This window comes from Clostridium perfringens ATCC 13124 (assembly GCF_000013285.1).
Classification (GTDB): domain Bacteria; phylum Bacillota; class Clostridia; order Clostridiales; family Clostridiaceae; genus Sarcina; species Sarcina perfringens.
The window spans coordinates 1,301,651-1,318,393 of record NC_008261.1 but is presented as its reverse complement, the minus strand read 5'-3'; the positions used below and the strand labels follow the sequence as shown (position 1 = coordinate 1,318,393).

Below are 16,743 nucleotides of genomic sequence, written 5' to 3'. Positions count from 1 at the left end.
TCCTCACCTAAAATTAGGTAAGGATTAAATTCAAACAAAATAAAACTATAAGCAAAAAATTTGCTTAAGTATAATATCGTTCAAGTTTTAGCTTCACTGGGCAATGAAATTGCATTAGATTATGCCTTGTTTCTCGACATAGCCTGCTAACCTTCTCATAGTGTCTCCACTATTTTGCGGCAGCAATCCGTATCCCGGTGGTAACCTCACCTACCGATTAATATTCTATTGTTAATTTCATTCTATGCAATTAATTTCAAAGTGTCAACCCTACAAACTATTTTAATAAATATAATTTTCTAGTTTATTTTGAGCTTTTCATTGTTTTGTTTAAACTTTATGAAACTTCTTATTACTTTTAATAAAACTATAAGCAATAATAATATAAACTAATAAAAACATAAATGTACCTAATGCACCTATAAAGTCAAACTGTTCCATGGCATACTTCCCTAATATTATTTGATAATAAATCCATGAAAATGAAAATATTACTCCAGGAATAAGAAAAATTAAATTTAAAAATGGATTTTTCTTTTTCATAATCCACTTTACTTTACCATCTTCTCCACAAGTAGCCTTCATACAAACAGATAATAAAGCAAATATTAAAATTTGAACTGTTAGTAGCATGTAATTAATTCTATTTAAAAGATATTTTTTATCATTTATAATTAAAAGATTATAATCCTTAGAAGAATATTTAACTTTCACTTCATCTCCAACAAAGTCAACTAAGTCTTTATCAATTTTATTTAACTTTGCAGGAACATCAATCTCTTGTCCGTAAACCTTTATCCTTACAACGGGAGTATATGATTTTGACTTAAACTTTCCCGAATTAATCTTTTCATTAAAAGTTATTAACTTTCCTGTTGTTTCTACTCCTTTAAATTCAAGATAAGCTATTTTATACAAATCAGATGCAATTGTATAAATAATTAGTACAGACACTAAACTTACAACTAACTTTAAAAACCACACTTTAACCTTATTATTTTCCATTGTTATCCCCTTAATTATTTTATAAGTTTTTTTAAAATCTCAATTTCTTCCCTATTTATATATCTCCACTTTCCATATTCTATGTCTTCAAGAGTTATATTAAGAATTCTAATTCTCTCTAACTTAACTACATTAAAGCCAAAAACCTTACTCATTCTTCTTATTTGTCTATTTAACCCTTGAGTTAATATTATTGAATAGGTATTTTCATTTATTCTCTTTAGTTTACAAGGTTTTGTTACTTGTCCTAATATTTCAACACCACGCTCCATCTTTTCAATAAAATCATCATAAAAAGGTTGATCTAAGGTTACTATATATTCCTTTTCATGGTTATTTTCTGCTGCTAAAACTTCATTTGCTAAATCTCCATCATTAGTTAAAATTATTAATCCTTGAGAGTCCTTATCTAGTCTTCCTATTGGAAAAACATAATCATCTATCCCTAAGTAATCTATTATATTATCCTTAACTTCTTCTGCAGCAGTACATACAACTCCTACAGGCTTATTAAGTGCTATATAAATCTTTTCCTTTGGAACTAAGGGTTTTCCATCTAAAAGTATTTCATCACTTAATTCAACCCATTGCCCCTCAATACATGGCTTGCCATTAACAATAACCCTTCCCTCTCTAATAATTTTATTAGTTTCTTTTCTAGAGCATATCCCAAAATTGCTAAAAAGCTTGTTTATTCTCATTAGTAATTATAAACATTCCTTCCTAAAGTTAAATTCTTATTTATATTAGTTCTAAATTCATCTGCTTAATTATAACAGAATTACTGAATAACTTTCAAAACTAATATACCAGAAAAAAATATGTAAAAATTAAAGGAACTAACATAATTTATTAGTTCCTAAAATCAAGTTAGTTAACATTAATTTTAAATTAACTATTCAAAGAATTTATAATAAAATCTAACCCCAATAATTATTTTTTATTTTAAGAAAATTAACTATTCCCAATAGATATACCCCTATTATCAACAAAGATAATATTAAGGTTCCCGAAGTAAAACCTAGCCCATTATATTTTAATGTAATAAAGCCATAGTAAAAACTGAGAAATGTCCCTATAACTCCTGGCAATCCTGAAATCAAAAATATTATTTTATTCTTTGTAGGAACATTAAAGGTTAATTCTCTTCCTCTATATGTTTCTACAGACATTTGACTTAGCATAACCATTAATAAAAAAGAGCCAACAACTACTAAAGAATTAGATATCTCATATAACCAAAATAGTTTATCATCTATTATTACCTTAGATGGAGTATTTTTCAAGTAACTAACCTTAACATCTAATCCTATTATATCTAATTCTTCATTTAAGGAATTCATTGTTACAGGAACCTGTACAATTTCCTTTCCATCAAAAAATTCAATTATAGGGATATACTTATAAGAACTCCCTCGTCCACTTCTGCTACTTCTTTGAATAAAATCATATGCAACTATTTTTGCCTCTGCAATTTCTCCCTTAGCTTTAATATACAGTAACTCCATTACTGGATTTAAGGCGTTTAAAACAAAAACAACTCCAAATATAAGAAATATTATCCCACTATTTTTTCTTTCTAATTTCATAAATTTCCCCTTTTCATATTCAACTATAATTTTAATAGTACTATTTCCCTCTTACTACTATTAAAATTCTGTTATCTATAAATCCCTTAGAATTCCCTAAATAATAGTTTCTTTCTAAGATAAAATTATCCTTTTTTTCTTTAGTAAAAATATTTATTTTAACCAAATTTTAAAAATTAGTTTATATATTGCAAATAGTAGTTTATAATGTAATTATAGTATATTTAAATTTTAATAACATACTTTAGGAACGTATGGTTATACTATAAACTTTTCGGATTTTCTGTTAGCCTGTTTTTTATATTGTATTTTTAGAGTAAACAACCTTCTTTGCTTTAAAAATAACTTGGATGATTTTTATGTATAAATAAGATTAATTTTAGTCTTATTTCTTTAAACTCTCTAACTTGGTTTGCCACCAACTACAGATAATGGTAAGATTAGAAAAAAAGCTAAGATGTTTAAATATCTTAGCTTTTTTTCTTTTATTAAATTCTTACTCAAATAATTTACTAATTTCTTCTTCCGTAAGGCGTTTTAATCCCTTACCATCCATAGTTTTTCCATCCATTAAACTTTGAATAAGTTCTCTTTTATCCTCCTGCATTAATACTATTTTTTCCTCAATAGTATCCTTTGCAACTAACTTTATAACTTCAACTTTATTTTCTTGTCCAAATCTATGTGCTCTATCTGTAGCTTGATCTTCTACGGCTGGATTCCACCAAGGATCAAAATGTATAACCACACTGGCAGAGGTTAAATTTAGTCCAACTCCCCCAGCCTTTAGAGATATTAAAAACACTTTAATATTACTATCCTCATTGAATTTTTTAACTCTCTCTACTCTATCCTTAGCAGAAGTTCCTCCATCTAAGTATAAATAAGAAATATCCTCTTTTTTAAAGTCCTCTTCTATTTTTTGTAGTACTGAAGTAAATTGAGAAAATAGTAAAATCTTCTTTCCTGATTCACTAGCATCTTTTACAATTTCTTTTACCACAGTAAGCTTACTACTTTCTCCAGTATAATCTGGTACAACTAGTGAAGGATCTAAACAAATTTCTCTTAATTTTGTCAAATAGGCAAATAGATTAATTTTATCTCTTCCACTCTTTTCAGAACTTTTATTTTCATTTAATTGATTCTTTATTGCCTTTACATAGAAACTATATAACTGTTTTTGTTTTCCTTTCATTTCTACTAAGTATTTTTTCTCAAGTTTTTCTGGAAGTTCACTTAAAACATCTTCCTTAAGTCTTCTTAAAATAAAAGGAGTTATTAAAGATTTTAATTCACTTAAATTGCTTTCATCTAAAATAAATCTTTCTCTAAATCTCTCCTTAGTAAATAAATATCCAGGCATAACAAAATCAAATATTGACCAAAGCTCCATTAAATTATTCTCTATAGGAGTTCCTGTTAAGGCAATATTGCATCTTGATTTAATATTTTTAACAGATAAAGTTGCTTGTGCTGATGGATTCTTTATGTTCTGAGCCTCATCTATTATGCAATAATCAAAACTTAAGTTTTCATAAGCTTTTTCATCATTCTTTAAGGTTCCATAGGTAGTTAATAAAACATCATATTTTTCATAGGATTTTTCTTTTAAATTCTCCTCTTCTATCTTAATACCAAGTCCTCTTTTAAAATCTCTTAAAACCTTATCCCTCTTAGATTTACTACCGTGAACTAATCCAACCCTTATACTTGGAGCAAACTTTTCAAACTCATCCATCCAGTTATATATAACAGAGGTTGGAACAACTACTATGCTTTTGCTTTTTTTCTGAGATAATAAAAAAGCTATTATTTGAAGGGTTTTACCAAGTCCCATATCATCTGCTAAAACTCCACCAAAACCTAAATCAGTAATTTCATTAATCCATTTAAACCCCTCTTTTTGATAAGGTCTAAGCTCTGCATTTAAAGCCTTTGGAAGAAGCTTTCTCTTAAATTCTTTATTTAGAAGCTTTCCTACTATTTCTTGAAGAACATTTCCCCCTTTTATAAAAGAGAGATTTCTATCCTTTAATTTTTCTTGGATATATAAAACCTTACTCTTATCTATATAGACTTCATTATCTTTTATATTTTCTAATCCTAAATCCTCTAGAAGATTTAAAAAGTTTACTATACCAGGATCCTCTAAATCTAAATAAACCTTCTTAGTTCTATAAAAGCGGTCTCCCCTTTTCATAGCCTCTATGCTTTCTCTAAGTTCTCTTAATTCAAAATCTCCAAAGTCAAACTTAAGCTTATAGAAATTACTAAACTCTTTAAGTTCTGATGAAATAAGGGATGAATCTAAAACCTTAAACTCCTTAAGTTCCTCTGATAATAAAACTTCTCCAAGTTCTCTAAGCCTCTTAATTCCCTTAGAGAAAAGCTCATATATTTCCTCTTCATTTCCTATAAAACAAAAATCTTCTTCTCTCTTTATGAACTTAAATCTTTCAAGTTGAAATTCTATATATTTCTCACTTTTTAAATCTCTTAAAAAGCTATTATCTTTTTCATCTCTTATTAAATCAATTATGTATCCACAATAATCAATTTTTACATTACAATAAATTTTTCCCTTATTTTTATATAAATTAAAGGTTGTTTTCATAAGCTTTTCTTTAAAAACTCTAATATTTTCATCTAAAACTATATTCTTGCTTATGTTCTTCAGTTCTTCTAATAGGTTTCTTAGACTCTCTAAGCTCTTCTTATATGTGATTGTATTATTTTTTAGAAACAACTTATGAATTGGACTGTAATATTCTAACTGTCTCTTCCTTGGAAGATATAAGTTTCTATCAAAAAACATAACATCTCCTAAGTTATTTAAAATAACAGGGAATTTCTTATGGTGACTTAATACAAATCCCTCTTTGCCTTCCTTTAAAGTCAGGGCTACTGGAACATTTTCCTTTTTCACCTTAACCTCATAATTAATTGAGTTAAAATTAAAATTTATTTTTTTCTTTTCATCAACTAATTTTAGAAAATCCTTTAAATTATTTTGTTTAATCCTTAAATATCTTCCACTTATCATGTCCTTATGGCTTGCTACAAATTGAAGAACTCTTTTATCTTCTTCTAAAAACTCATCTTTTAATGGATTATAAGTAAATCCATCATTAAATTTTAAAGGCTTTTTTAAACTATTTTTATATAAGAAATCTTTTAAATCCAGTATTAAATTTAAATTTCCTGCACCAATTCTAAACTCACAGTTAAATAAAGTAATCCCCTCTTTTACCATGTGCTTAATATTTATATCTAAAGATAAAAATCTCTTTTCTTGCCCTTTATGTTCCTCATTTTTCTCTTTAACTAATTGAGTTTTATTATTACTTTTTAACTTATTATTTTGCATCTTCTTCTTTGCTAAGGAATAAAAAACATCATTAGTTGCTGAAATGTGTTTACACACATAATTTTTTATATGTTTACTATTCTCTTTAAAGGTTTCACAACTACAATTAGTACCAACAATATCACTATTTTTCATATTTATTTTTATGTGTGTATTATAATCCCAGTTTTTATCATCATTTAATACACTCCCATAAATATGATAAATTCCATCTATGCTCTTGCCCCTAACATCTTTCACATATGCTTCCTTAATTAACTTTTTACCTTGTTCTCTAGTAAAACTGGAAGTTCGCCTTACTAAGTTCTTCATTAAAATATCTAAGTTCAAAGGCATATCCCTCCTTATTTTCAATAAAATTATTCTAAACTACTTATACCTACTATCTACTCTACTTTTAAATCTATATTATAAAATAATTCAACTAAAAAGTTAATTACTATTTTACCTAAACCTTATTATAAAAAATTTAAAGATAGAGATAAATACATGAAATTACCCCTATCTTCTTAAACTTTTTAATACATTAAACTTATATTTAATTATACTGTTAAAATATATTTTAATTTATACTCTTTGGAAAACCATTAAACATTTCAAAGGTTTTTCTACTTCGTTCTATAATAGGCTTAAATTCATCTTTATATTGAACTGGAAACTTATAAGAAAATCCTTTTAATCTATCTCCATCTAAAACTTTTAAACTATATATAATCTCACCATTTTTTTTAGTATATGAGTAAAACCAATCATCACCACACATAGATTCTAATACCTCTCCATAGCTAGTTTCTTTTTTATAAAAAAACTTACTGTCATCATCATTATAATTTTTAAGGTTAACTAAAGAAAACTCGATTAGTCCATCCTTACTCTTAAAAGAAAGTGCCGATTTATCATCTAATTGATAGTTTTTATCTAAAACAACTATATTAGGATATTCAACCATCACCCCTTTTATTATTGCCGTTTCAAAGTAATAACGACTATCTAAACCACCTAGACTAATTGGTTGTTCTCCAACTAAATAACCATAAGTATTTTCAAGCTCTCTAGTATCATCATAATCATTGACATCTAAATCTAATTTAGCTCCATCATTTTCATAATTACCTTTAGTAAAAATTCTTAAGCTCTTATTTTTTTCTCCAAATTTTATGTAACCATCTTCAATGTAAGCACCATATCCATCTCTAATAACAGAATCCTTTAAATTATTTTCTCTATTAAATCTATTAGTCTCTGGATATGAATTATCTTCTTCCACATTTGAACTATTATCTATTAAGTCTTGCTCAATATTATGGCTAAATTCTTTATTAGATTTATCTAATAAACTTTCAAAATTTCTTTCTAAAATAAATTTTTCTAAACTAGCAGAATTATATATTTCTAATTCATTTAACTTATCTTCTGAATAGTTCATTAGTTTATTATCTTTGCCAATAATTGTATTAACTGCACTACTAATCAATATAGTTATGCTTAATATAATATCGATTATTCTCAAATAAGTCCCCCCTTAATAATATATATTTCTTTCCAAATAGTCTTTTATTAAGTTAATTGTACCATATGATTACAAATAAATGATTATTTTCATAATTAATGAATACTAAAAAAGGATTTTGTAATACTAAAATTATATTAAAATTTGGAAAGGTAGTGATTTATTTATTATGAATCCATTTTTAGAAAAAAGCTCAAAAATCCAAGACCATTTCACAGACTGGAGAAATATTTACGCAAAACCTTATAATAAAAACGAAGTTGATCCTTATACAAAAACTAGAATAATTTTAATGAATGGAGCTGAATTTGAAGCAAACTGGTTTTCTCATCAATTCTCTAGAAACTGTAATAACAATGAACTTAGAAGAGAACTTGCCCTTGCTAGAAGATTAGATAAACAACAACAAATGCTAATTGGTTCATTAAGACCTGCTAATGAAAGTATTTTAGAGACTACTATAAGCTATGAACAACTAGCTGTAGATTTAACTGCTAGACTTGCAAAGCGTGAACCTAATGAACATGTTAAAAAAGCTTTAGATTTTGCATTACTTGAAGATTTTGACCATTTATATAGATATTCAGATTTATTATTTATGGAAGAAGGAACAAAAGCAGAAAATCTAGTTGGACATTATACAGAAATAATGCCAGGTAGACCAACCATATCTGAACATAGATGCCCCGCTGACAACATAAGAAACTTTGTTGATTTTAAAACAGCAGACCTTATTACTAAACTAGATATATCAATAATAACTGCGGCAGAACAACAAACTATGAATTATTACATGAATATAGCAGGTTTCTATACTAGTGATATTGGAAGAAATCTTTATCAAGAAATAGGCTTAATAGAAGAACAACACGTTTCTCACTATGGAAGTCTTTTAGATCCTAACTGTACATGGCTTGAAAATCTACTTATGCATAAATACACTGAAGCATATTTGTATTATTCTTGTTATAATTCTGAAGTTGATCCATATATTAAAGGACTATGGGAACAATGCTTCGTTCAGGAAGTTGCTCAATTACATAAAGCTTGTGATCTTCTTAAAAAATATGAAAATAAAGAATGGCAAGAAGTTATTCCAAATGGTGAATTCCCAGAACTTCTAACACTTGGAGAAAATATATCTTATGTTAGAGATATATTAGATAATACTGTTAATAATACAACTATAAAAGATGATTACGTTGATGTAAGTAAATTAGGTCCTGATTCATCGTTCCATGAATTCCAAAATAAAGTTAATAAAAATGTTGAAGATGTTCCAAGTCATAAGGTCATAGTTGATTTTATTTCAAAAAATAATGAAGATTATAGATTTGAAACAAAAGAAAATCCAATTGTTGCTTTAAGAGATAGAAAATCTGATAATACTTCTATTGGAAGAACATCTTTAAGTTAGTATGAACTTATAAAAAATTAAAAGTGGATTCCTTAAGAATCCACTTTTTTAACATCACAATATAAAATTATAATTTTTAACTAAATTAATGAGAATAAATCATTTAAAGCCTCACTCATAGTTGGATGAGTAAATATATTATCTCTTAAGAAAGTGTAATCCTCATCAGCTTTCATAGCTAAGGTAACTATATTTATTATTTCAGCTGATTCTGCACATAAAAGTGTGCAACCTAGTATCTTGTTTGTCTTTACATCTACTATAGCTTTCATCATTCCTTCAGTTTCTCCAATAACCTTTGCCCTTGGAATATTATTAACTTCTAATTTAGCAGTTTTTATTTCAAAGCCCTTTTCTAAAGCTTCTTTTTCACTTAATCCAACTCTAGATAAGTTTGGTTCAATAAATACTGAGTATGGAATAAATTTTCTATCATCAGTACTTCTCTTTCCTTCTCCAAATAAATTGTCTTTTATAATTCTAAAATCATCTAAAGATATATATGTAAATTGAGGACCACCATTAACATCTCCAATAGCCCAGATATTAGGGACATTTGTTTTTAGTTTATTATTAACTGCTACAGCTCCCCTATTTGTTACTTTAACACCTGCAGCCTCTAAATTTAATTCTTCAGTATTTGGTTTTCTACCTATAGCTATTAAAACTGCATCTCCTGTAATTTTATTTAACTCACCTAAGCTATTTTCATAAGAAACTTCAACTTCTCCATGTATTTCTTCAAAAGATTTAACTTTTGATCCTAATAAGAATTCAATTCCTTTTTTCTCTAGAATTTCTTTTATACTTTTAGAAATATCCTCATCTTCTCTGCCAGCAATTCTATCAAAGGCCTCTATTACTGTTACTTTTGAGCCAAAACTTTCATAAATTGATGCAAATTCTAATCCAATATATCCACCGCCAACTATAACTAAATGTTTTGGTAATTCTTTTAATTCCATTATTGTAGTACTGTTATATATTTTACTGCTACTTTTTATTCCTTGTATATTAGGAATTATAGTAGTAGCTCCTGTATTTATAAAGATTTTTTCTCCCTCTAAAATTATATCTTCTTTTTCACTATTAATAAGTATTTCTGTATTTGAAATAAATGAAGCTGTTCCATTAAATACATCTACATTTTCATTATTATTTAGCATATTATAATTTTTATTTCTTAAAGCTTCTATTAAAGATTTTTTTTCTTCTATAGCTTTTCTATACTCTCTTTCCTTTTCTTCAAAGGTATTTAACCCTTTATATAAGGACACTTTTGCTTTATGTACTAAAGTTTTTGTAGGAATACATCCAACGTTTATACATGTTCCACCATACATCTTATCTGATTTTTCTATTATAGCAACCTTTTTACCTAGTTTTCCTAAGTAACCAGCAAGTGTTTTCCCACCTTTTCCAAATCCTATTATAATATATTCATATTTATTCATTTTTCTCACTCCAAACTTTTAATATTAATTTTTATATAAATTTATCCTAAAATCTCTTTTAAAATACATTATTCTCTCTTAAGTTAATTTAATTTTAGCAACTTGTATTAGTTTAAACAATTAGGCACTTTTTAGTTACCACATATTAAATAAATATAAAAAAATAAGGATAGTTTATCTATCCTTATTAAAATTACTTTATAAATATAAATCTTAAAGTTATATTAAAGGTTCAACATGAACAGTAACACCTTTAATAAATTTCATTTTTTTTAATATTAGATTCTCTAAATCACTAGCAATCCTATGTCCCTCAAAAACTGAAATATCTTTATCAACACATATTACTAAATCTACATAAGCCATAGCCCCATACTTTCTTGTTCTAATCTCTCTTAAAGACTTAATTCCTTCAACTTCATCTACTATAGTTTTTATTTCCTTTTCCTTCTCCTCATCAATAGAAATATCCATAAGCTCATTTGCTGAACCTATTAAAATTTCAATTCCTACCTTTGCTATAAAAAGAGCAACAACTATTGATGCTATGGAATCTAGTGATTTAAACCCTAAAATAGCTCCACCTATTCCTATAAAAGCTGCAACTGAGGATAATGCATCTGACCTATGATGCCATGCATCAGCCCTAAGTGCCGGTGAATTTGTTTTCTTAGCTACCTTAATAGTAATTCTATACTGATATTCCTTTATAATAATAGATATAACTGATACAACTAAAGGAAAAGTTGTTGGAATTTGCACTTCATTTAAATGAAAAAGTGAATAAACCCCATTATACCCAATCTTTATAGATAAAATTACTAGTAGGATAGCTAATAAAAAAGAGACTAAAGTTTCAGCTTTTTCATGTCCATAATTATGTCCCTTATCCTTTGGTATGCTTGCTATTTTATTCCCAATTAATACTCCTACAGAGCTTATAATGTCTGATGCTGAATGTGCACCATCTGCTATCATAGCATTAGACTTTCCTATTATACCTGCTAATATTTTGATTATAGCTAAAACTATATTCCATAATATAGATATAATTGTTACTTTATTAGCTTCACAATATCTTGACTCCATATTTATCCCCCTAATATTATCAATTAATATATTAAAACTTAAATAAAACATATAAGATCAAGGCACATATATAATTTATATTATCAATTGATAATTAATTATTATAAAAATACTTTAGTTATATAATATGTAATTTTATTTTTATATGTTCCTAAAAGAAAAAGCTACACATTTATGTGTAGCTTTTTAATATACTTAGTATCTTTTTCTTTTATACTTTGTTACAAAAACTAGGGAAATTAATAGTGTTAGGATAACTCCTCCAAATATTACATAATATGTTTTATTAAAGGTTTCTCTAACTTCTCCTCTTTCTCCTTGTTTAGGAATATTATTAAACATATTTATATTTTCTTCACTTATTCCTAAATCATTTAATTGTCTCTTTTCCTCTTCGCTTAAGCTTGAATAATCCCTGTTATTCAATATCTTCATAGCCTCTTGTATATTTTCTTGTGTAGGCATGTTTCCCATATTAGGTATTTTATTATCCATATTACCATTAGGATTATTAATATTATTAGGAGCTTCTCCCATGTTTCCTCCATTAAAAGGTCTTCCACCTTCTGGAATAGCTTGTCCATTATTATTTTCTTCATTATTATTTACTGAGTTTTCTTCATTCATCTTATCATTAGGCATTTTTCCACCCATATTTTGTTCACCTAAGGCTTTTAAATTTAATGAAGTTTCAATGTTTCCATATTCCGTTGATGTTTGCTCTCCATTTAACTGAGCTTCTACACTCTTTGTTCTATCCTCTCCAAAAACTAATAACTCCTTAATGGCATTTTTGTATTCATCATAAGTATAGAATGCTGTAGGATCAATCTTTACGTAATCTCCTATTAACTTATCATTATTGGTAACTGTAGTACTAAAAATACCACTTTTAAAATATTCATTTACTATCTTATCTAAATACTCATGATACTTCTCTTTATATTCATCATTTTCTAAAAGTTTTCCTATAAGAGGGAAATTTTCTAAATTACCTGTAACAGGAGAATCAATAGGGAAATTTACAGCTCTACTTCCACTATTTGTGGCAAATCCTCCAAAGGATAAATTTAAGTCCCATGGAAGTATCTCACAAACTCCATTATTTTCGTAAAGATAATAATTATGATACATTCCACCTGAATAACTATCTAGGTTAACTAAGAAAGTGTTTACTGCAAAGTACTTAAGAACTTCATCAACATTTAAATATTTCTCTATATCCCTACCATTTTCTAAACTTTTCATCATTTCAATTACATTTTCAAAATCTTCATCCGTTGTACTCTTAAATACTGCACTATCTCTTAAAGTAGAATAACTGCTAATATTATCATCTATATATTTAAAATCAGCACCTTCATTATTTTTTCCTCCCATCATAGGAGACATTTGTCCCATTCCTGCATTTTCTTTATTCATATTGCCAGCCATATTTTGATTTTCATTAGGAATATTCATAGGTTTATTACCCTCTTTATTATTTCCTTCATTGTTAGGCATATTAGGTGGATTCATCATTCCCCCTTCTCTTCCTTGATTATTTTTCATATCAGGCATGGCATCTTTATTTCCTTCATCTTTTTTTGCCCCTACTCCCATAGTTTCAGGTTTATATAAATTACCTTCTAATTCACCATAATTTTTTTCAACAAATCTCTCCTCAATTACTTCTAATGCTAAATATAATCCCCACTGTTCTCCATTAATCTTTATGTTTGAATAAGAATACTCTGGAGTAGGAATCCCAAGAAAATTATATATGTCATAAGATATTGCTTCCTTCATATAAGTGGCATCAGATATATTATTATTTAAAGCTAGTTTTCTTATTCCATGATAGGTCTGTCCGTCAACATATTGTCCAAAATCTATTTTTAAACTATATCTATCTGTTGTATCATCATTTGCAACAGAGGATAAACTTGAATTTCCTTTAGGTCTAACCCCAACATTATAAAAAGTTTCTCCATTTATAGTTATATCTGCACTTCTATATTCCTCATCTGTAGCATTTTCAATTAACCATTCCCAATCACTTTCTTTTATCTTTATATCTATATCAGTTACAATATTTTTATTTAAAACCGTATCAATAGTAGAAGATTGTCCACTAGTACTAAGTGCTTCTGTAGAATTAAATGACTTTAAAGCAAATACGGATACAAAAACAAATATGACAGCTAAGGAAATACTTATTAGAGAAATATATTTACTTGCCTTTTCATTTATCACTTAAACTCACCCTCCTTACAAAAATTCAATTTATTTAAAATAGGAGAGAATAAATTTACCCTCTCCTACTTGTATTTATCTATATAAACTAAAGCTTAAGCCATGTAATCTCCGTTATAGCTAACTAAAACAGCATTTGAAACTCCCTCTATTTTTGATACTTCATTAACAAAGGATGTAGTTATATTCTTTAACTTAACTTCTATTGTCATTTCAATTCCATTTGAAGGAGAAATAGTTTTTGATTTAACACAATATTTGTTTACATTTTTAGATAGTATGTTAAGTACACTATTTTCACTAATATCATTTTTACAATTAACCACTAATATATATGGATTATCTGTTGTTTTCTTATTAGCAAATAGAACCATTACTATTCCTATAAAAACGGCACCTAAAATAGCTAAAGGAATAAGGCCAGCACCTAAAACTATACCTTCACTTATTGACCAAAATAAGAATGCAATATCCATAGGTTCTTTTATAGCACTTCTAAAACGAACTATAGAAAGTGCACCAACCATACCAAGTGAAAGAACTACGTTAGAAGTAACTCCAAGTATAATTAATGTAGTTATTAAAGTAAGTGCCAGTAAAGACATTGCAAAAGTTGATGAATACATAACTCCCTTAAATGTTTTTTTGTAAACCTGCATTATAAATAATCCTACTGCAAAAGAAAGGATCATTGCTATAAACATGTCTAAAAATGAAATAGATGTCATTTTATCAACAAAACTTGATTTAAATATGTCACTAAAATTAACTGCTTGATTGCTCATTTATTTATCCTCCTAATTTAATCCTATATTTTAAACTAATGTATTTTTGCATGTTTTTCTGATTTATCTTAATTTAAACAAACCTTATAAAAAGCTTATCCATATATTCTTGAAGCTGCATACTTAGAAATAGCTGATGCTCTACGCTCATTAGTTTGAATAATATCTTGTATTAATTCTGGTAAAAACTCATCATACTTTACTTCTAACACAACTATATTATTATCTATGGCTTCTATTGTAGGTACTTCACTATCAAATATATTAGTGCTGTATATTCCTGTTCTTATTTTTTTATCAAAGGTTATACGCACATTTCCTAATCTGTATATATAAGCTTCTCTTACATAATCAACTATGCTCTTAGGCTTTAATAAATCCCCCTTAATTTTTGAATAAAATTCAATAAATAAAGGTTTATTACTATATCTTAAAAATTCTATATCTCCCTTAAGAATTTTTTCACATTCCTCTTTACTTATTAACTCACTATCCTTTGAGCATAATCCATTTATCTTAGATTTCTTTTCTAGTTTAATAAAAGAGTGATTATCATTATAAAATCTTATACGAAATTTTTCTCTATAATTTACTCCATTAATCTTTTCCATAAGAACCTTGTCATTTAAATTATCAAAGTAAAGACTTCGTATTTTATATTCATTATTTTCACTAGCATTTGCATCAATTTTCATAATATGCATTAATCTATTTTTAATTGCTCTATAATCTGAGTAATTTATATAATGCTTAATCTCATGTCTAAACTTTTTCTCCTTCACTAAATTCACCTCCAATCTCTCATCAAAATCTATTTTAAATAGCTAACCTTAATAGTTCCTTAACGCTTATAAAAAATTTTTCTAAAAGCAAAAAAACTTATAAATATAATCAGAAAAGAGCTAATCTAAATAATTGATCAAAAACTAACTTAGCTATCATCTTCATAATATTTATAAGTTTTTATTTTCTTAGTTTTAATAAAACTACTATTTTTAAATTTAATTTACCTAATTATTTTGTTAAGTATTAATTTAATATTTTAGGTATTGTAATTTCAAATTTTGTTCCTATACCATATTTTGAATATAACTTTATATCTGTTCCTAAGGTCTTGCCAATAGATTTTAATAAACTTAATCCAATTCCACTACCCTTAATATTCTTTCCTCTAACATCTGCGCTTCTAAAAAATCTATCAAAAATACGTCCTATATCCTCTTCTTTAATTCCTATACCATTATCACAAACTATTATCTTTATATTTTTATTTACTTCTTCAAAAGATAGGCTTATCTTACCACCCTCTTCTGTATATTTAAATGCATTTTCAAGAAGTATTATAAGCATTCTTTTTACCTTACTATAATCCCACTTTACTATTACAGGAGTAAGAGGTCTATTTACAATAAAATTCTTTTCCTGTACTTCTGCTAAATCAACATAAAACTCACTTAAATCTTCTATGAACTCCTCTAGCTCAAAGGATACTATATTTACGCTATTATCTATATCTTCCTTTGATAATAATAATAAGTCACTATTTAGCTTTTCAAGATCTCTAACTTCACTCATCATTTTAGAAATATGTTCAAAATGATCTTCTATTTTATCGTCCCAAGAATTTGCTAAAAGCTCTAATTTGCCTTTTATAACAGCTAAAGGTGTTTTCATCTCATGGGATGCATCTTGAACGAAAAATACTTGTTTATCATAAGCTTTCTTTATAGGCTTTATTACCTTTGAAGAAAGAATATATGATAAAACTAATGCAATTCCTATTAATATTACTAAAGCCATTATTATGGTTTTTATTAATTGGTTTATTGATTGAACTTCAGAATCAATATTCATAAGTAATTGTACTCTTATATCTCTACTTGATATGGTAACTCCTCTAAACTTATAACCTTTAAAGGTTATTTGTTCTACCTTACTCTTAGATTCTTCCCCTAAATCTGGTAAATTATCTTCATCAAAATAGGGATTAGGATTCATTGATAAAACCCTATCTCCTCTATATAAAATAGCTATAATATTAGGAGGAGTAGGAGGTAAAACATTTTTACCAATTTCAAAAAATTGTCTATCCTGCGGATTAGGAATTAATACTTTTTGAACCTTTTCTTTCTCTTGAAGTAAACTATTATCAACATTTACAAATACTCTAGATGTATATAATGTTGTGGTTATAATTGCAAATATTAAAAGGCAGAAAAAAACTATTCCTGCACTAATTAAAGTTACACTTCTCTTTGTTTTAAAGAATATATCTTTTCTCTTCATTTT

General features: G+C 27.0%; 12 protein-coding genes and 1 riboswitch. Of the genes, 1 reads left to right on the top strand and 11 read right to left on the bottom strand.

The genetic code is table 11. The annotated features are described in order from the left end of the window. Positions 1-66 precede the first annotated feature (66 nt). A riboswitch (M-box (ykoK) riboswitch) is annotated at positions 67-225 on the bottom strand. 105 nt (positions 226-330) lie between these two features. The 5 genes from CPF_RS05650 to CPF_RS05630 form a co-directional block, all read right to left on the bottom strand. Beyond that, positions 331-1,005 (bottom strand): hypothetical protein, encoded by a 675-nt coding sequence (locus CPF_RS05650; protein WP_003456279.1) that lies wholly within the window; start codon positions 1,003-1,005, stop codon positions 331-333. Positions 1,006-1,019: 14 nt separating this feature from the next. Then, positions 1,020-1,706: a pseudouridine synthase gene (locus tag CPF_RS05645; RefSeq protein ID WP_003456143.1), complete on the bottom strand. Its 687-nt coding sequence runs from the start codon at positions 1,704-1,706 to the stop codon at positions 1,020-1,022. Between the two features lie 219 nt (positions 1,707-1,925). Next, entirely contained in the window at positions 1,926-2,594 is a 669-nt protein-coding gene (locus CPF_RS05640; protein ID WP_004457147.1) for a DUF3592 domain-containing protein, read from the bottom strand. 496 nt (positions 2,595-3,090) lie between these two features. Next, positions 3,091-6,294: a DEAD/DEAH box helicase gene (locus CPF_RS05635; RefSeq protein WP_041702650.1), complete on the bottom strand. Its 3,204-nt coding sequence runs from the start codon at positions 6,292-6,294 to the stop codon at positions 3,091-3,093. A gap of 232 nt (positions 6,295-6,526) precedes the next feature. Then, the gene (locus CPF_RS05630) at positions 6,527-7,474 is read right to left on the bottom strand and encodes a hypothetical protein (protein ID WP_011590592.1); all 948 of its coding nucleotides are present in this window, start codon (positions 7,472-7,474) and stop codon (positions 6,527-6,529) included. A 169-nt stretch (positions 7,475-7,643) separates the two neighbouring features. Between CPF_RS05630 and CPF_RS05625 the strand changes: the two genes are divergently transcribed. Continuing rightward, entirely contained in the window at positions 7,644-8,891 is a 1,248-nt protein-coding gene (locus CPF_RS05625) for a hypothetical protein (RefSeq protein ID WP_011590591.1), read from the top strand. Positions 8,892-8,971: 80 nt separating this feature from the next. On the opposite strand, the gene CPF_RS05620 is transcribed toward CPF_RS05625, so the two are convergent. From CPF_RS05620 to CPF_RS05595, 6 genes are all read right to left on the bottom strand, one after another. Continuing rightward, on the bottom strand, positions 8,972-10,345 hold the full coding sequence (locus CPF_RS05620; RefSeq protein WP_011590590.1) for an FAD-dependent oxidoreductase: 1,374 nt from the start codon (positions 10,343-10,345) through the stop codon (positions 8,972-8,974). A gap of 219 nt (positions 10,346-10,564) precedes the next feature. Further along, complete coding sequence (locus tag CPF_RS05615) at positions 10,565-11,434, bottom strand: cation diffusion facilitator family transporter (protein ID WP_011590589.1); 870 nt, start codon at positions 11,432-11,434, stop codon at positions 10,565-10,567. 195 nt (positions 11,435-11,629) lie between these two features. Continuing rightward, complete coding sequence (locus CPF_RS05610; protein ID WP_011590588.1) at positions 11,630-13,669, bottom strand: CotH kinase family protein; 2,040 nt, start codon at positions 13,667-13,669, stop codon at positions 11,630-11,632. 95 nt (positions 13,670-13,764) lie between these two features. Continuing rightward, positions 13,765-14,454, bottom strand: a complete 690-nt coding sequence (locus tag CPF_RS05605; RefSeq protein ID WP_003456146.1) for a DUF4956 domain-containing protein — start codon at positions 14,452-14,454, stop codon at positions 13,765-13,767. A gap of 95 nt (positions 14,455-14,549) precedes the next feature. Then, a complete protein-coding gene (locus CPF_RS05600; RefSeq protein WP_003456340.1) occupies positions 14,550-15,236 on the bottom strand; it encodes a polyphosphate polymerase domain-containing protein in 687 nt (228 codons plus the stop codon). Positions 15,237-15,483: 247 nt separating this feature from the next. Next, positions 15,484-16,740 carry a sensor histidine kinase gene (locus CPF_RS05595; protein WP_011590587.1) on the bottom strand — a complete coding sequence of 419 codons (1,257 nt, stop codon included), beginning with the start codon at positions 16,738-16,740 and terminating at the stop codon, positions 15,484-15,486. Positions 16,741-16,743: the final 3 nt, after the last annotated feature.